The sequence below is a fragment of the Halorhabdus sp. SVX81 genome, from assembly GCF_029207715.1.
GTDB lineage: Archaea > Halobacteriota > Halobacteria > Halobacteriales > Haloarculaceae > Halorhabdus.
This window is the reverse complement of record NZ_CP104322.1, coordinates 138,445-155,764: the sequence shown is the minus strand read 5'-3', so window position 1 is coordinate 155,764 and position 17,320 is coordinate 138,445. Positions and strand designations below refer to the sequence as shown.

Sequence of the window (17,320 nt, the reverse complement as noted above, 5' to 3'; positions counted from 1 at the left end):
CTCGTAGTGGTTTCACCATCACCGTGGGCCAACCTATGATATGAGCAATATTTCATTGATTACGTCCTGAAGCAGTTCAGGAATCGTTGAAATTTGCCACTGTGAATTCTCATGTTGGTATAGCGGGGTTTCTCGGAGTTCACGCCGATGATAACTCGACCGCAGATGTCTGCTCTTGGGACTCCTCGAAGAGCATCCCGTAGAGATCCCGCAACGCGTCGAGTTCGTCCGGCCGAACTGCCCTGGTCGTCGTCATCACTCGGCCTCGTATTCGCTGCCGACGACCTCGCGGATTCGCTCGGCGGTGACCTCGCCGACGCCGTCGACTTCCAGCAGATCGTCCTCGTTTGCGGTCATCACCGCTTCGACGGTCCGGAACTCCGCGAGCAACGCCTGGGCGGTCACCGGCCCGACGTCGGCGATCGAGGCGACGACGTACTCCTGTTGTTCGGCCAGCGTCTTCGATTGCTTCTCGCCGTGAACGCTGATCTCCCGGTCGGCCGTCTCCTGTTCGCGGGTCGCGATCGTCGAAAGGAGTTCCGCCGTCCCTTCCTCGTCCTGCGTTCGGAGGACGCTCGCGCCGAAGTCGACCGCCAGCGACGCCAGCGCCCCCCGGATCGCGTTGGGGTGGACGTTGCGCTCCTCGTAGAGCCCCTCGCCCTCGAGGATCACCACCGGCCGATCGTAGTACCGGGCGTCGTCTTTGACCTGCTCGAACATCGACCGGTCGCCGCCGGTCAGCGTATCGAGGAAGTCCGAGACTGTCTTGCGCTCGACCACCACGCGATCCGAGAGGACGTAGTCGCCGACCTGGAGGGTCTCTAAGCGGGTTTCGATTCCCTCCCGGCGGGCCAGATCCCGGCCGATCGCACTGTCGAGTTCCCGCTGGTCGATGACGATCTCGACTGCCTCCTCGCCGCCGGCCGTCGCGACCGTCCCCTCCTCGTCCGGTTCGGGGTCGGTTTGCTCCGTCGTTGACTCGGTGGCATCGTCGCCCGCCGCGAACGCGTCCAGGCCGGTCTGACCGTCGTCCTCGCTGTCGTCTGCCGTGTCCTGGTTCGGCTGGTCGTCACCGTCGTCTCCGCCGACAGCCGTTGTACCGTCGCTGTCGGCGTCATTCTCGACCGCATTACTCCCGGCGGCCGGGTCATCCGAATCCGCGGACGCCTCGTCGTAGCCGTCCAGTCCCATCTGTTCGCGGAGGTGGCTCTCGATGTCGCCGGCCATGCCCTTCAGCGTCCGGAGTTCGTCCTCCATGCGCTTCTCGTCCTGACGGGCCTTCCAGAAGTAGGCCTCGTCGCGGGTGTCCTCGGCGATCAGGACCACGACCGCACCCTCTGTCTGGCGGCCAGTCCGGCCCTTGCGCTGGATCGACCGGATCGCTGTCGGGACGGGTTCGTAGAAAAGAACCAGATCGACTTCCGGGACGTCCAGGCCCTCTTCAGCGACGCTCGTCGAGACCAGCACCTCGAACTCGCCGGCCCGGAAGGCTTCTAAGGTCTCCTGCTGTTCGGTCTGGGTCATGCCGTCGCTGCCGTCGGTGTCACTCTGGCCGACGAACTTCTCGACGCTGAAGTGCTCACCCAGGAAGTCCGTCAGCGTCTCGGCGGTGTCCCGGGACTCGGTGAAGACGATCACGCGCTCGCCGTCGTGGATGCCCAGCGTCTCGGCGATCTGCATCCGCGTCCGGCGGAACTTCGGATGGAGGTCCTCGAAGTCCTCGGCCTTTCGGCGGGCCTCCCGGACTTTGGGCGCGCTGACGAGCCGTTGATCTGCCTTCGAGGCCCCCGACGAGCGGGCGGCCTCGCGCAGGCGCTCGAGATACCGGCGCAGGCTCTCGACGCTCTGGGTCTCGGCGTAGGTCACGGCCGTCCGGAGTTTCCGGACCTCGGCGAGCAGACTCATCCCCTGGTAGCCCTCCGACTGGTCGTTGTCCATCAGTTCCCGGAGCTTGGCCTGGATCTTCCGGATCTCCCGCTCGGAGACGTCGGGCTGGGTCGAGGAGGTGACGCCGAGTTCCTTGAGTTGGGTCATCCGGTCGTGGATGACTTCCTGGAGCGCGTCGCGGATCTCGATGACCGGCTCGGGCAACTCGACGCGTTCCCAGTTCACGCTCGTGTTGTGGGTGTAGGCCTCGACGTCGGCGTCCTCGCTCGTCATCACCTCGACCTCGCGGATGCCGAGGTTGTCACACACCCCGAGGATCGCCTCCTCGTCGTCGCCGGGCGAGGCGCTCATTCCCGTCACAAGGGGGTCGTCGCTGTCCTCGTGGTAGCGTTCCGCGATGTAGGTGTAGGGGTACTCCCCGCTCGCGCGGTGACACTCGTCGAACGTACAGTGGGTCACCGGCGAGAGATCGATCCGCGAACCGAGGAGGTCGTTCTCGACGACCTGCGGGGTGGCGATTACGACAGTCGCGTCGTCCCACAGCGCGGCGCGGTCGTCGGGCCGGACTTCACCCGTGAAGACGACGATTTCCTCGTCGTCGATCGTGAGGGCTTCGCGGTAGAAATCGGCGTGTTGCTGGACCAGCGGTTTGGTCGGCGCGAGAAGCAGTGATTTCCCGCCGACCGCGTGGAGTCGCTCGGCGGTCACCAGCAGGCTGACGGTGGTCTTGCCGAGGCCGGTCGGGAGACAGACCAGCGTGTGATCGGCCGCGGCAGCGTCGGCCAGCTGGGTCTGGTAACCCCGGTTCTCCAAGACGCCGGGCTCGACGAGCGGGCGATCGATAGATTCCTCGGACGCGTCAGTAGCCGCCATCTGTCCGCTGATTCGTGTCGTTCGCGGTTAAGGGTTCTCGTAGCGCGGTGAAAGTAAAGCGGCCGCCCCCTGACACCGCAGTGGTGGTCACAGCCCCAGCGCCGGCAGGTACTCGATGGCGAGAAACATCGCGACGGCGGCCGACGGCGCGATCGTGAGGTTGTCGTCGACCACGTACCCACGGATCACCGGCTTGGCTCCGTCCGCTGCGGTCGCCGCCAGTCCGCCCAGTATCGCCGCAACAGGCGGAACGAACGCGCTCGCGATGAGCGTCGTGAGGCCGAACGTGGCGAGCAGAACCCACGTCTGCTTGACGGCCCGGAGTTCGCCCGCACCCAGCAACCCGCTGAAGGGATCGCCGATCGTCAACATCAGCATCGCCGGGACTGCCACCGGCGATGGGTCGAACGGGCTGGCAATCACCGGGTCGGCCCCCGCCGGTGGGAACAAGAACGCCACCAGCGTCAATCCGACCCCGCCCAGGAAGTACGCCGCGAGGTTCTCCTGTTCGTATTCACGGGTGAGTCGGTCGAAGATCCACCACTCCAGGCCGACGTACAGCCGGACGATTTCGAGGCCGAACGCGCCGACCAGCGCCAGCGATAGAAACACCTGGACGTGCCACCAGGTCATCTCCGCGATGAAGACGTACGACAGGGGGGCAACGCTCGTACTCGCATGGACAAGTCGGCGCGTTACTTCGTCGTCGATGCGATCGAGAACGGACGGAAACACGGGTTTAGAGGTTCCGGAAGGAAGCGTCCCCGGAGACGAGTCCCGCAACAGTCGAAGCGAGATCGTCGGCGGCGACGCGGGTCTGTTCGGTGCTGTCCCGATCACGGATCGTCACACTGGCGTCTTCGAGCGTGTCGTAGTCGACGGTCACGCAATAGGGTGTCCCGACCTCGTCCTGGCGGCGATAGCGACGGCCGATGGCCCCCGAGTCGTCGTAGGCCACCGACAGGCCGGCCGCCCGCAACTCGTCGGCGATCTCGCGGGCACGCTCGCCGAGGCCATCCTTGTCCATCAGCGGAAAGACGCCGACGGTGGTCGGGGCGACCGCGGGCGGCAATTCGAGATACGTCCGCTCCTCGCCGTCGACCTCGTCCTCGCGGTAGGAATGATCCAGTGCCGTATACAGCGCCCGGTCGATCCCCAGCGAGGGCTCGACGACGTGGGGCATGATGTGCTCGCCCGACTCGGTGAGTTCCTCGATCGCAAAGCCGGTCTGCTCGACCGGAACGGTGTACGTCTCGCCGTCGACGGTGACCGTAACGTCCTCGCCGTCGAAGGCATCGGGATCGTCCTCGGCGAGTGTTTCGAGCGCATCGGCAACGTCGCCCGCCGCCCCGCCGAACTCGGGGCCGAGATAGCCCATCTCCGGATCGACCGTGGGTTTCTCGACGGTCACCGGCTCGTCGTACTGCTTGAAGACCGTGAAGTCCGCCTCGGAGTGAGTGTCGTGTTTCGAGAGGTCGTAGTCCGATCGATAGGCGAACCCGCCGAGTTCGATCCAGTCGGGATCCGCGCCCGGATCGCTGACTTCGCCTTCGGCGTCCCAGCAGTCCTCGGAATAGTGAGCGAGCTCGCCCGGCCGATGCTGGCGGAAGCGAAAGCGGTCCATGTCGACGCCGATGGCCGAATACCACTCGGCGGCCACACCCAGATAGTAGGCGATCCAGGGGTCGGCGACGACGCCCTCGTCGAACGCCTCGCCCACCGTCATCTCGACGGGTTCGCCGTCCCCGTCCTGGGCCTCGGCGGAGTAGAACCGCGCAGTCACGTCGGCCACCGCAGAGAGATCCGGCTCATCTGCCGCGGGATCGATGAACAGCTCCAGTTCGGCCTGGGTGAACTCCCGGACCCGCAGCAGGGACTTCCGGGGACTGATCTCGTTGCGGTAGGCCCGGCCGATCTGGGTCACGCCGAAGGGAAGCTGGTTGCGGGCGTACTCGGCGAGTTGGGGGAACTCGATGAAGATGCCCTGGGCGGTTTCCGGCCGGAGATACCCGGGCGAGGAGCTACCCGGCCCGATATTCGTCTCGAACATGAGATTGAACTGCTCGATTGTCTGGCCAGCCAGACCCGCCCCGCAGGTCGGACAGACGAGTTCGTACTCGGCGATGACCTCCTCGACACGATCGGGGGCCAGCGATTCGGCCTCCTCGATGCCGGTGTCCGGGTCGTCCTCGACGATGTGGTCGGCGCGGTGGGACTGCCCACATTCGGGGCATTCGACCAGCATGTCATCGAAGCCATCGAGGTGGCCCGACGCCTCGAAAACCGGCTCGGGTAGGACCGTCGGGGCGTCGACCTCCATGTGGCCCTCCCGGATGGCGAAGCGCTCGCGCCAGGTCTCCTCGACGTTGCGCTTCATCGCGGCCCCCTGCGGGCCGAAGGTGTAGAAGCCGGAGACGCCGCCGTAGGCCCCCGCGGACTGGAGGAAAAAGCCACGGCGCTTTGCGAGTTCTACCAGGCTGTCCGCCGTGACTCCGCTCATCGTAGCGCCTTGATTACGTCGATGTCGCGGACGATGCCCGCGAGGTCGTCACCCGATACCAGCGGGATCTGCTCGATGTCGTGACGGATCAACAGCTGGGCCGCCTCCTTTGCGGTCCGGCGGCTTCCAACGGTCACCAGATCCGCCGTCATGTACTCGCTGACCGGCTCGTCGGGGAACTCGACGTTCCGGGTCGGCATGTAGCTGTTCCCGACAGCCTTGATCCCCTCCCACATCCACTCGTCGTCCTGGTTGGCGATGGACTCGCCGGTCTCGGCCTCGCCCTCGACGACCTCGGCGACCGCGATGACGTCGACCTCGGTCAGGATGCCGGCCACCTCGGCGTCGTCGTCGAGCACGACCCCGTAGGGGACATCGGCGTGGGAGAGTTCGCGCTCGGCGACGCCGAGCGGCGCGCCGGCGTAGACGCAGTTGACGTCCCGCCGGGCGAGGTCGCCGACCGGCTGATCGCCGTCGTCGACGCCGCCCTCGGCGATCGCGCGAACGATATCGGTGATCGTGACGATGCCTTCGAGTTGGCCGTCAACGACCGGGATCCGGCGCTCGCCGGTCTCGACCATCGTCCGCGCGACGCTCGCCAGGTCCGTGTCGGCGGCCGTCGTCGGAACGTCATCGACGAGCATCGCAAGTTGGTCTTCGTCAGGATGCTCGATAAGCGCCTCTCGCGTGACGAGCCCGCGACACTCCTCGCCCGCGTCGGTTCGTTTGATCACCGGAACGGACGAGAACTGCCGTTCCTGGAGGTACTCCAGGACGTCGTCCCGGGTGCCGGGCAACTCGGCCGTGACGACGTCCGCTCGCGGCGTCATGACGTCAGCGACGTTCATACTGGAGAATACTCTTCGTCCCTCCTACTAAGTCCTTACACATCCGAACTGTCCGCGACGGTCGAGCTGTCGGTCGCCTCGTCAGACGCACGTCGGACGAATCCCCCGATCCGCTGTGGGTTTTCGGCACGTTTATGTATGGGTGTTACCAACTAACATAGTATGTCGCAAGAGCCCGACGCGCTCGCGGCAGACGTCGCAGTGGACGGTGAAGTCATGGCAGCCGTCGAGGGTGACGAGCAGGCCGTCTTCGTCATCGCCGACATCAGTCGCGACGACGCGTATCTCTCGATGACACTCGAGGAGAGCGCGTCGCTGTCCGCGTGGCGGTAGGGCTCACTGGGAGGATTCTCGGAGATATCGTAGCCATGGGTCCGGGCAGCGGTCGAGTCACCGGAACCACAGCCGATCCGGACCGCCAGTTGCTCGTGTGGTGACTTCCCGGTTCACCAAGAGAAAACAAGCGTTATGCCGACCGGCGGTGTCACCCCCAATATGGAGATCGTAGCAACGAGTTCCGTCGAGGACGCGGGACTGGCGGCACTTCGCGACGCAGGCCACGACATCCGGACCGTCGCGGTCGACGGAGCCGAGGAGTTGGCTGCCGCTGCCGAGGGCGCGGCGGCGTTGATCGTCGACGAGGACACGCCGGTCCCCGCCACAGTGTTCGAGCGGGCAACGGACTTACAGATCGTCGGGCGAACCGGCATCGACGTCGACGGGATCGACGTGACCACGGCGACCGAGCACGGCGTGATCGTCGCCAACGGGCCGGAGACCGACGTCCAGGCCGTCGCCGAGTACATCATCGGACTGCTGTTCGCCACCGCCCGGGGGATTCCCCAGGGCCACGTTCGATTGAAAGACGGCGAGTGGGCCAAAGGCGATATCATCGGCTCGGAACTCGACGGCAAGACCGCCGGGCTCGTCGGCTTCGACAGCGTCGGCCAGGAGGTGGCCAAGCGGCTGGACAACCTCGGACTCGACGTCGTCGTCTACGCCCCCGATGGGGACGGTGAGCGGGCCGCACAGATCGGTGCGGAACGCGTCGAACTGGAGGCCTGTCTCGACCGCGCGGATTTCCTCTCGATACACACCGCGGGTGCACAACTCCAGCTCGGCGAAAGCGAACTCGACACGCTCGGCGATGGCTACCTCGTCAACGGAACGGACGGCGATGTCGTCGACGAGACGGCACTCGCGAACGCCGTCGGGGACGGTGCCCTCCAGGGAGCAGCCGTCGACGCCGTCTCAGTTGCCCCCCTGCCGGCGGACAGCCCGCTTCGGGACGTCGAGGACATCATCATCACCCCCGAACTCGCCCGTCACACGGGACCAAACGGTGACTCGGCGTCGACGAGCGTCGTGAACCAGGTACTCGCCGCGTTCGACGGGCAGCCGGTCACGAACGCCGTCAACGTGCCGTCGATCCCACCGGACGCCTACCCGGTCGTCAAGCCCTACGCCGACCTGACGGAGACAGTCGCCCGGATCGCGATCCAGTTGTTCGACGGCGACCTCGACGCCGTCTCGATCGAGTACGCGGGCGACATCGTCACCGAGACGATCGAGCCGATCACGGCCGCCGGACTCACCGGCGTCTTCGACCCGCTGGGCTGGGACGCAAACCAGGTCAACGCGCGGCACGTCGCTGCGGAGCACGACATCGACGTCGATGTCTCGACGATTCGGGAGGCGTCCGACTTCCAGAACCTGGTAACCGTCACCGTCAGCGGTGGCGGGGACGAACTCAGTGTCGAAGGAACGCAGTTCGCCGACGGCGAACCCCGTATCGTCAGCATCGACCGCTACTGGGTCGAAGCGATCCCGCACGGGCACATGCTGATCGTCCGCAACGCCGACGAACCGGGCGTTATCGGGTTCATCGGGAGCGTGCTCGGCGAGTACGACGTCAACATCGCCGGGATGTTCAACGCCCGGGAAGCCATCGGCGGCGAGGCGCTGTCGGTGTACAATCTCGACGACGAACCGGGCGAGGACGTCCTGGCTGCGCTCAACGACGACGACCGCATCCTCGAGACCACCGTCGTCGAACTCAACGGACAGAACGCCCGCGAGTAAGGACTCTCACGGCCACTGCTCCGGCGTCAGTCCCTCCCACACTCCGGATCACCGGTTGGCGCCGTCCACACGAAACACCCATCTTTGGCCTCACCACGGTAAGAGTCCCAGAGCCGATCTCTGGCGGCGACAGCCCGGTGGGCCGGGGATGGATCCTCGATCGGCGGCCCGCCGCGGTCGGTCCTCGCTATCCTGACTGCTTCGGAAACTGAGCGCTGGGGTACACCGTCTCCCCGACTCACCCCACACGCCACCCGCAGTTGCCCGTCGAGACGTGGTTCCGGCGACTGCGGCTGATTGCAATCTGTCGGCGACGAATCGTGATCAGCTGACATAGCAACACACAATGGACGTCACCCGTCAAAAAACGCCGGCAGACGCGCGTCCGCTCCGTGCATGACGTGCGCGCGATCGACGGCGGAATCGTCCCCCAACTCAGGACCGCAGATGATCGAGCACGTCGTCGGTGTCGGCGGGGACCGGTTCGGGGTCGGTCCCGGCTTCGGCGGCCGCGTCGGGATCCTTCAGGAGATGCCCGGTCGTCAGACAGACCACCTGCTCGTCAGTGTCGACGACGCCCTCCTCACGGAGTTTCCGTAGTCCCGCGATCGAAGCGGCGGAGGCGGGTTCGACGCCGACGCCTTCCTCGGCGAGGGATCGCTGGGCGTCGGTGATCTCCGCGTCGGTGACCGCGACAGCCGTCCCGCCGGTCTCGCGGACCCCCGGCAGCGCTTTGGGTGCATTGACCGGATTACCGATCCGGATCGCCGTCGCCTTCGTCTCGACGTCGTCCCAGCGCTCGATGTGATCCCAGCCCTCCTCGATGGCCTCGACCATCGGGGCTGAGCCCTCGGCCTGAACACCAGTGATCTTCGGGATCTGGTCCTCGTCGATTGCCCCGGTCGCTTCGAGTTCCCGGAAGGCCTTGTACAGCGCGGCGGTGTTGCCGGCGTTGCCGACCGGCAGCACGATCCGGTCAGGGAAGTCGCCCTCCTCGGCCATGAACTGCTCCATGATCTCCAAGCCGATGGTCTTCTGACCCTCCAGCCGGAAGGGGTTCAGCGAGTTGAGCAGGTAGGCCTCGCCGCGGTCGGCCAGGTCCTTGACGATATCCAGACACCGATCGAAGTTCCCGTCGACCTCCAGAATCCGCGCGCCATGGAGACTCGCCTGGGCAATCTTCCCGGCGGCGACCTTCCCCGCCGGCAAGAGTACGAGCACTTCCAGGCCCGCCCGTGAGCCGTAGGCCGACAGCGCCGCGGAAGTGTTGCCCGTCGACGCACACGCGAGCCGGTCGACGCCGACCGCCTGGGCCACCCGGACGCCCACGGTCATCCCGCGGTCCTTGAAGCTGCCCGTCGGGTTCATCCCCTCGTGTTTGACCCGCAGGCGCTCGACGCCGATCTCGTCTTCGAGTCGCGGGACATTGTGGAGTGGCGTGTCGCCCTCCGGGAGGGAGACCCCTTCGTCGAAGGGAAGTGCGTCGCTGTAGCGCCAGACGCCGCCGTGAAACGCCGACTCGTCGTCCCCGAAGTCCGCGAACGTCGGCAGGTCAGCGTACCGGACCTCGAGCAGCCCCTCACACTCGTCGCACGTGTAGCGAATCCCCGCAAAGGGCGGGAAGTGCTCGCCACACTCGATGCAGGTCAGCCAGACGCCGTCGGTCGCCTCGGCTGGCTCCTCCTGGGTGATCTCTAGATAGCTCATTGTGTCACCCGACGTGGGCCACCAGAAAAAAGCCGCGGATCCACCTTTTTACTTCGGAGGGTTCGCTCGCGAACCCTCCTCGCAAAAAGCTGGGCCAAAAACACCTGCTGGCTCAGCCTTCGGCTTCGCCAGCAGCGAAACGCTGTCTTCGACAGCGTATGCTTACGACGACCGATCGGCCAGCCACACCAGCCCCCTCTTCTGGGCATGCAGGCGGTTCTTCGCTTGCTCCCACACGATAGCGTTGTCGCTCTCGATGGCCGCGTCGGTGACCCCCTCGCCCCGATGGGCCGACCGTCGACGGACCACATGTGAAGAAACATGTATAGGACAGGAGACAGTATACTCACGTATGGCAACCGAATCAGGGCCCGAAGAAACCAAAGTCAGCGACCGCGGGATGGTCACCATCCCGGCGGCGCTCCGGCAACGCCTCGACATCGAGGCGGGGGACAAGCTCCGGTGGACGGTCGACGACGGGGATCTCTCCGTCGAAGTGCTCCACCAGCGAGAGGGTGTCTTCGACGATTTCGAGCCGGTCGACGCCGGCGAGACCGACGCTGTGGCACTCGAATCGGAGTTCGGAGCCGAGTGATGGCACGCATCGTCCTCGATACGAACGTTCTGTTCGCTGCTGCGAGCGCCCGTGACCGCTATCACGACCGCGCACGGGAAATCGTTCGCGGGATCGACCACGGCGACCTCCCGGAGGCCGTCGTCTCGAACTACGTCCTCCCGGAGACGCTAAACCTCACGCGCGAGAAACTCGGCCCCGAGGCCGCGAACGCGCTGCTCGATCGCCTCCTCGAAGGGAGCCACTTCGAGGTCGTCCACGCTCCGAGAGCCGATTTCAACGCTGCCCAGGCGCTGTTCCGCCGGTACGACGCACTCTCCTTCGTTGATGCGACGATCGTTGCGTATCTCGAGCGCGAAGGAAGCGAATACCTGTATTCCTTCGACGACGATTTCGACGCGGTCGAGGAGCTGACGCGACTCGATACTGCCGTGAATCCGTTCGAATCGGGTACCGAATAGTCACTCGGGTCGTTAGGCTCGTTCGCTCAACCACACCAACAACCCGTTCTGGGCGTGCAACCGATTTTCGGCTTGCTCCGGCAGCCACCTTTTTCTCCTCGGGTGTTCTCGCTCGCTTCGCTCGCGAACCACTCTCACGGCGTCGCCGTTCGAGCGCTCGGCGGCCTCGTCCCACTCGGCCGCCCACTTCTCGAAAAAGCTGGACCAAAAAAGCCGCTCGCTCCGTTCACGGTTACACCGCTCACGGTTCCGAGACGCTCCCGTCGGTCGCGTCTCGCTTCGCCCGCGGTACTACCGCTCGGCCAGCCACACCAACAACCCGTTCTGTGCGTGCAGTCGGTTCTCCGCCTGATCCGGCAACCACCTTTTTCTCCTCGGGTGTCCTCGCTCGCTTCGCTCGCTGCGGGTACCACTCGTCCAAAAATCTGGACCAAAAAGACGCTCGCTCCCATAGGTCGCTCGCGTTACTACCGCTCGCTCAACCACACCAGCAACCCGTTCTGGGCGTGCAATCGGTTCTCCGCCTGCTCCCACACGATCGCGTTCTCACTCTCGATGACCGCGTCGGTGACCTCCTCGCCGCGGTGGGCCGGCAGACAGTGCATCAACGTGCGATCGCCGAGCAACTCGGTCGTGACCTGAAAGCCCTCGAAGGCAGCGAGTTTCTCCTCGCGTTCGTCCTCCTCGCCCATGCTGACGAAGACGTCCGTGTAGACGACGTCGGCGTCCGCGACGGCCGCTTCGGGGTCGTGTGTCGTCTCGGGTGCTGTCCCGAGTTCGGCTGCCCGCTCCAGGACTTCGTCGTCGATGCCGTACCCCTCCGGAGTGGCGACGGTCAGATCGAGGCCGACCATCGCCGCGCCGAGGACGAACGACTGGGCGACGTTGTTGCCGTCGCCGACCCAGGCGACCCTGACCTCGTCGAACCCGCCGAAGGCCTCGCGGATCGTCAGCAGGTCCGCCAGCGTCTGGCAGGGGTGGGCATCGTCGGTCAGGCCGTTGATCACCGGCACGGTGGCGTACTCGGCCAGCTCCTCGGCGTCAGCGTGTTCGAACAGCCGCGCCATGATCGCGTCGGCGTACCGCGAGACCGCCCGCGCGGTGTCCTTGACCGGCTCGCTGTCCCCGAGGTGGATGTCGTCCGGGCCGAGGAAGATGGCGTGGCCGCCAAGCTGGGTCATGCCGGTCTCGAAGGAGACCCGCGTCCGGGTCGAAGGCTTCTCGAAGATCATCGCCAGCGTCTCGTCTTCGAGGGGGTTGCCCGCCTCCTCGCCGGCCTTGATGGTGGCGGCGCGATCGAGGACGGTCGTCAGTTCCTCGCTCGTCAGGTCGTCGACGTCGAGTACGTTACGTGTCATGGCTCCTCCAGAAGTCTCGTGGTCACGTCGTCCAGGACCGCGACCGAGCGGTCGAATTCGGGCAGCGGGAGGTGCTCGTCCGGGGCGTGATCGAGGTCCGAGTCGCCGGGACCATACGAGACGATCTCGACGTCCCAGGCGTCGGCGTAGATGTTCATGTCCGCGGTGCCGGTCTTGCGCAGGAGGCGCGGATCGCCACCCTCCTCGCGGATCGCCGCGCGAAAGGCGCGCGCGACCCCTGTCCGGGGACTGGTCATCACCGGCTCGACCCAGTCGTCCCAGTTGACGGTCCCGCGGTCGAGATGACCGTCGGCCAACTCGCGGATCTCGTCAGTGGTGTACTCCGGGGGCACCCGAAGCTGGACGCGCATTGTCGTCTCGACCGAGAGCCCATCCGAACTGACCCCGCCGTCGATGTCGACCGGCTTGCAGGTCACCCGTTCGAAGACCGGGTGCCAGTCGTCCTTGGCGAACTCCGCCTCGACGCGGTTCCACCAGTCGATGGCGTCCTCGATGGCGTTGTTGTCGGGCCGCGAGGAGTGGCCGGATTCGCTCGTAGCGACGTAAGTGCCACCGAGCAAGCCACGATACCCCAGCGTGATCCCGTCCCAGCCCGACGGCTCGCCGTTGATGACCGCGTCCGGCTCGCTCTCCCGATCCTCGACCAGATAGCGACCCCCGGTCGAGTCAACCTCCTCACCGACGACGCCGGCGAAGCTGGCGCCGGTGCGAACCGCCACGGCCGCCATCGCCGCGAGCGACCCCTTCGCGTCGACGCTCCCCCGACCCCACAGCACTTCCTCGCCGTCGTCGTTCTCCTCCAGGCGGACCGGAATGTCGCCCGGGACGGTATCGATGTGGGACGTGAGGAGCACACCGTCATCTGCGGGGGCACGGACGTTGCCCACGTCGTCGATCCAGACCTCGCGGTCGTGAGATTCGAAGAACGCCGCCAGCTCCGCGGCGGCGTCCTCGACATCGCCCGAGACCGAGGGGATCTCGACGAGGTCGATCAGCAACTCGCGGGCATCCTCGGTCGAGACGTCGGCCGTCGGCGCGTCAGTGGCGGTGCTCATCAGTCGATCGCCTCCGCGAGCGCGTCGACGACCGCGTCGGCCTGAGCCTCGTCAACGATTAACGGCGGGAGCAGGCGCACCACGGTCCGACCGGCCGGTAGCGCCAGCACCTGGTGGTTCAACGCGAGGTCCTTGAGCACCCGGTTGGCCCCGCGCTTGATCTCGACGCCGATCATCAACCCCTCGCCACGCACTTCCCGAGCCGCCTCGCCCAACTCGTCCTCAAGTTTCCCACGAAGGTACTCACCGACGTCGGCGGCGTGCTGGGGAATCTCTTCGTCGACGAGCGTCGAGACTGTCGCTTCGGCTGCAGCCGAAACGACCGGGCCGCCCGAGAACGTCGAGGCGTGGCTGCCGTAGTCCTCGGCGATCCAGTCCTTGACGAGCGTCGCGCCCATCGGGAAGCCGTTGGCCAGGCCCTTCGCCGTCGTGAGCATGTCCGGAACCACGCCGGCCTTCTCGCAAGCCCACAGCGTTCCCGTCCGGCCCATGCCGGTCTGGACCTCGTCGAAGATGAGCGCCGCGCCGGCCTCGTCGGTGATCTCGCGGGCGGCTTCGAGGTACTCGGCGCTCGCGGGATGAATGCCGCCTTCGCCCTGGATGGGCTCCATGATGACCGCCGCCGTCTCGTCGTCGACGGCCTCGGCGAGTGCCTCGCTGTCGTCGTAGGGAACGAACTCCACGTCGCCGATCAGCGGTTCGTAGGGCTTCTTGTACTTGTCCTTCCAGGTGGTCGCCAGCGCGCCCATCGTCCGACCGTGAAAGCCCTGCATCGTGGCGACGATCTTCGAGTCGCCCGTCGCCGACCGGGCGAACTTCAGCGCCGCCTCGTTGGCCTCCGTCCCGGAGTTACACAGCCAGACGTTGTCGATATCGCCCGGGGCCGCGACCGCGAGTGTATCATAGAGGTTCGTTCGCGTCTCGACCGGATAGGACGCCTGGACGTATGTCAGGTCGTCAACCTGGTCTTTGACGGCCGTATCGACGGCCGCGTGGCTGTGCCCCAGCGGGACACAGGCGTAACTCGCGCCCATGTCCAGATACTCGTTGCCCGCGTCGTCGTAAACAACCGCGCCATCGCCGTTCTCTATCTGTATCGGTTTTTCGGAAAATACGAATCCGCTCATGTGTGTTCCTCCGTTTCTATCGCTGTCTGGTGGACGTGCGTCCCACTACCTTCGAGGGCACCACTGATCGGTTCGTCGACGTTGGCATCGGCGACGACGACTTCGGGTGCACCGTCCGCAAGTGCTTCCTCAGCGGCCATGATCTTGCGCTCCATGAAGCCCTCGGCAGCGTCCTGCAGGTCGTTCCAGTCATCGCCCGTCTCCACAGTCTCGATCAGCGTCTCCGGGTCATCGGGATCCGCATAGACACCCGCAACGTCCGTCAGCAGGACGAGCGTCGCGTCGAGCGCTCCGGCGATCGCCGCTGCTGAGCGGTCGGCGTCGGTGTTGACCGGGAGCCACTCGTCATCGTCTTTTCCAGCCATCGGCGGTCCGGCCACCGGCGTGTATCCATCGTCTAACAACGTATACAGCAGCTCGTCGTTGACCTCCTTGATCGAGCCCGAGTGGTCGCCACGCTTGATCTTGCGTTTGCCGTCCGCCATGACGCGCACCGCCGACTTGCGGGGTCCCGCGAGGAGTTTCCCGTCGACGCCGCTGAGTCCGACGGCGTCGACGCCCTGGCTCTGTAAGCCCGCGACGAGTTGCGTGTTGAGGTGCCCGAAGGCCATCTCGAAGACCTCCATGGTTTCCTCGTCGGTGAACCGCCCGACGACGCCCGATGGCGTCTCGACGTACTCCGGTTCGATCCCCATGCGTTCGAGCGTGTCGTCCACTTTCGTCGAGCCGCCGTGGACGACCACGACGTTTTCGCCGTCCGCAACCAGCTGGGCCACGTCCGCCAGCGCCCCTTCGGGATCGACCGCGCGAGCGCCGCCGACCTTGACGACGACCGTCATGGCGATCCCACCGGGTGCATGCCCGCGAACTCCAGCCCGGCCGTCTCCTCTAAGCCGAGCGCGATGTTGGCGGCGTGGACGGCCTGGCCGGCCGAGCCCTTCATCATGTTGTCGATGGCCGAGAAGACGACCAGGCGCTTGTTTCCGGGGTCCAACTCGAAGCCGACCTCGGCGTAGTTCGAGCCCGCGACGGCCTTCGGTTCGGGGTAGCGATAGACGCCACCGCCGCCGGCGACCATGCGGACGAACGGCTCGTCCTCGTAGGACCCACGATAGGCCCCCCAGAGGTCGCCCTTCGAAACCGGTTCCTCGGGGAAGGCGTGGATCGTGGCGCTCGCGCCGCGGATCATCTCGACGGCGTGGACGGTAAACGAGACGTCGACGCCGAGGAACTGCTCGATCTCGGCCTCGTGGCGATGACCCGTCGGGGCGTACGGCCGGACGACGCCCGAGCGCTCGGGATGGCTCGACGCTTCGCCGCCGCCCGCGCCACCTTCCGACGAGCCGACTTTCACGTCGACCACGATCTGCTCGTCGCCGGTGAGCACGTCGTTCTCGAACAGCGGGAGCAGCCCCAGAATCGTCGCCGTGGCGTTGCAGCCGCCGGAGGCGATCAGATCCGCGCCGGCCAGGTTCTCCCGATTGAGTTCCGGCAGCGCGTACTCGGCGTCGGCCAGTAGCTCCGGCCGCGAATGCCCGTCGTACCACTCGTCGTACTGCGCTTCCGAATCCAGCCGGAAGTCCGCCGAGAGGTCGACAACCGTGTCGGCAGCGTCCTGAAACGCGTCGATGTGGTCCATCGAGACGCCGTGGGGCGTCGCCGCGAACAGCACATCCACCGACTCCAGGTCCTCTGGCGAACTGAACCGGAGGTCCAGTTCGCGGAGGTTTGGGTGGACGTGGCCGATCGTCTTGTTTTCCTTCGAGCGACTCGTGGCCTGGGCGATCTCGAAGTCGGGGTGCCCGGCGAGCAACCGCAGGAGCTCGCCGCCGGTGAACCCGCTCGCGCCGACGACGGAAGCGGTCAGGTCGCCGTCACTCGTGGCCATCACTCACTCACCTCCGCTTTCGTCTCCAGCCAATCGATGACCTGGCCGGGGACATCCGTCTCGACGGCGTCGTTCAGTGCCTTGAACTCGACGGTGTGGTTGACCTCGTGGACGGTGTAGCCCGTCGGATTCCCATCCTCGTCTTCTCCCGTCTCCATCAAGTCGATCCCGAGGAGGCCGCCGCCGACGGCTTCGCTGGCCTCGGCAACCAACTCCTTGGCACGGTCGTCGAGTTCGAAGACGTCGGTTTCGGCCCCTTTCGCGGCGTTGGTCAGCCAGTGATCCGACGAGCGAACCATCGCCCCGACCGGCTCGCCGTCGGTCGCCAGCACACGGATGTCTCGCCCCGGTTTCTCGACGAACTCCTGGACGTAGAAGACCTTGTGCTCGTAGTGGCCGAGCGTGGCCTTGTGTTCGAGGATGGCCTCGGCGGCGTCGCGCGTGTCGATCTTGGCCATCAGACGACCCCAGGAGCCGATGACGGGTTTGAGGACACAAGGGTAGCCGAAGTCCTCGATGATCTCCAGGGCGGTGTCCTTCGTGAACGCGACCTCCGTCTTCGGCGTCGGGACGCCGGCCTGTTTCAGCGCGAGACTGTTGGTCACCTTGTCGGCGCAGGTCTCGGCCGTCTCGTGGCTGTTGACGACCGGGATATCGTACGCGTCTAAGAACTCCGTCGCGTAGAGGCTCCGGCTGGTCGCCAGACAGCGATCGAGGACGATGTCGACGTCCTCGAAGGCCTCGGGCGGTGAATCGAGGCCGAAGCGCTGCTTGCGCACGTCGATCTTCGTCACCTCGTGGTCGCGCTCGCGAAGCTCCGAGAGGAGGAGTTTTTCGTCCTGACGGATGCGCGAGTAGAGGATCCCGACGTTCACGCGCCCACACCTCCTGATTCGGGGGCCAGCGCGTTCGATGCTGTTGGGAACCCGCCGCCGACAG

The 17,320-nt window shown here is 65.9% G+C and carries 15 protein-coding genes and 1 pseudogene; 4 read left to right on the top strand and 12 right to left on the bottom strand.

Annotation, left to right across the window (positions count from 1 at the left end; genetic code table 11):
• Nucleotides 1–255 precede the first annotated feature (255 nt).
• From SVXhr_RS00705 to SVXhr_RS00690, 4 genes are all read right to left on the bottom strand, one after another.
• Nucleotides 256–2,760 carry a DEAD/DEAH box helicase gene (locus SVXhr_RS00705; protein ID WP_275738565.1) on the bottom strand — a complete coding sequence of 835 codons (2,505 nt, stop codon included), beginning with the start codon at nt 2,758–2,760 and terminating at the stop codon, nt 256–258.
• Nucleotides 2,761–2,847: 87 nt separating this feature from the next.
• Nucleotides 2,848–3,495 (bottom strand): dolichol kinase, encoded by a 648-nt coding sequence (locus SVXhr_RS00700; protein WP_275738563.1) that lies wholly within the window; start codon nt 3,493–3,495, stop codon nt 2,848–2,850.
• A 4-nt stretch (nt 3,496–3,499) separates the two neighbouring features.
• Complete coding sequence (glyS, locus tag SVXhr_RS00695; protein WP_275738561.1) at nt 3,500–5,260, bottom strand: glycine--tRNA ligase; 1,761 nt, start codon at nt 5,258–5,260, stop codon at nt 3,500–3,502.
• On the bottom strand, nt 5,257–6,108 hold the full coding sequence (locus tag SVXhr_RS00690) for a CBS domain-containing protein (RefSeq protein WP_275738560.1): 852 nt from the start codon (nt 6,106–6,108) through the stop codon (nt 5,257–5,259). The genes glyS and SVXhr_RS00690 overlap by 4 nt, the downstream gene beginning before the upstream one ends.
• A 162-nt stretch (nt 6,109–6,270) precedes the next feature.
• Between SVXhr_RS00690 and SVXhr_RS00685 the strand changes: the two genes are divergently transcribed.
• Both SVXhr_RS00685 and SVXhr_RS00680 read left to right on the top strand, forming a co-directional pair.
• Entirely contained in the window at nt 6,271–6,441 is a 171-nt protein-coding gene (locus SVXhr_RS00685; protein ID WP_275738558.1) for a hypothetical protein, read from the top strand.
• 162 nt (nt 6,442–6,603) lie between these two features.
• On the top strand, nt 6,604–8,190 hold the full coding sequence (locus SVXhr_RS00680) for an NAD(P)-dependent oxidoreductase (protein ID WP_275738556.1): 1,587 nt from the start codon (nt 6,604–6,606) through the stop codon (nt 8,188–8,190).
• Nucleotides 8,191–8,625: 435 nt separating this feature from the next.
• Here the strand turns inward: SVXhr_RS00680 and thrC are convergent, their stop codons facing one another.
• Nucleotides 8,626–9,897, bottom strand: coding sequence for a threonine synthase (gene thrC, locus SVXhr_RS00675; protein WP_275738554.1), 1,272 nt, complete (start codon nt 9,895–9,897; stop codon nt 8,626–8,628).
• Between the two features lie 162 nt (nt 9,898–10,059).
• Nucleotides 10,060–10,188, bottom strand: a pseudogene (locus tag SVXhr_RS00670) (ornithine carbamoyltransferase); the annotation flags it as partial.
• 61 nt (nt 10,189–10,249) lie between these two features.
• Between SVXhr_RS00670 and SVXhr_RS00665 the strand changes: the two are divergent.
• Nucleotides 10,250–10,492 carry an AbrB/MazE/SpoVT family DNA-binding domain-containing protein gene (locus SVXhr_RS00665; RefSeq protein WP_275738552.1) on the top strand — a complete coding sequence of 81 codons (243 nt, stop codon included), beginning with the start codon at nt 10,250–10,252 and terminating at the stop codon, nt 10,490–10,492.
• Nucleotides 10,492–10,932, top strand: a complete 441-nt coding sequence (locus SVXhr_RS00660) for a PIN domain-containing protein (protein ID WP_275738550.1) — start codon at nt 10,492–10,494, stop codon at nt 10,930–10,932. Before SVXhr_RS00665 ends, SVXhr_RS00660 begins: the two co-directional genes overlap by 1 nt.
• A 467-nt stretch (nt 10,933–11,399) precedes the next feature.
• Here SVXhr_RS00660 and argF read toward each other — a convergent pair whose 3' ends face one another.
• From argF to lysX, 6 genes are read right to left on the bottom strand one after another with little or no spacing between them, the layout of a single operon-like run.
• Complete coding sequence (gene argF, locus SVXhr_RS00655; protein ID WP_275738548.1) at nt 11,400–12,290, bottom strand: ornithine carbamoyltransferase; 891 nt, start codon at nt 12,288–12,290, stop codon at nt 11,400–11,402.
• A complete protein-coding gene (locus SVXhr_RS00650; protein WP_275738546.1) occupies nt 12,287–13,366 on the bottom strand; it encodes a [LysW]-lysine hydrolase in 1,080 nt (359 codons plus the stop codon). The genes argF and SVXhr_RS00650 overlap by 4 nt, the downstream gene beginning before the upstream one ends.
• Nucleotides 13,366–14,493 (bottom strand): aspartate aminotransferase family protein, encoded by a 1,128-nt coding sequence (locus tag SVXhr_RS00645; RefSeq protein WP_275738545.1) that lies wholly within the window; start codon nt 14,491–14,493, stop codon nt 13,366–13,368. The genes SVXhr_RS00650 and SVXhr_RS00645 overlap by 1 nt, the downstream gene beginning before the upstream one ends.
• The gene (locus SVXhr_RS00640) at nt 14,490–15,332 is read right to left on the bottom strand and encodes an acetylglutamate/acetylaminoadipate kinase (protein WP_275738543.1); all 843 of its coding nucleotides are present in this window, start codon (nt 15,330–15,332) and stop codon (nt 14,490–14,492) included. The genes SVXhr_RS00645 and SVXhr_RS00640 overlap by 4 nt, the downstream gene beginning before the upstream one ends.
• Nucleotides 15,329–16,381, bottom strand: coding sequence for an N-acetyl-gamma-glutamyl-phosphate reductase (gene argC, locus SVXhr_RS00635; protein ID WP_275738540.1), 1,053 nt, complete (start codon nt 16,379–16,381; stop codon nt 15,329–15,331). Before argC ends, SVXhr_RS00640 begins: the two co-directional genes overlap by 4 nt.
• The gene (lysX, locus tag SVXhr_RS00630; protein WP_275738538.1) at nt 16,381–17,256 is read right to left on the bottom strand and encodes a lysine biosynthesis protein LysX; all 876 of its coding nucleotides are present in this window, start codon (nt 17,254–17,256) and stop codon (nt 16,381–16,383) included. The genes argC and lysX overlap by 1 nt, the downstream gene beginning before the upstream one ends.
• Between the last annotated feature and the right edge of the window lie 64 nt (nt 17,257–17,320).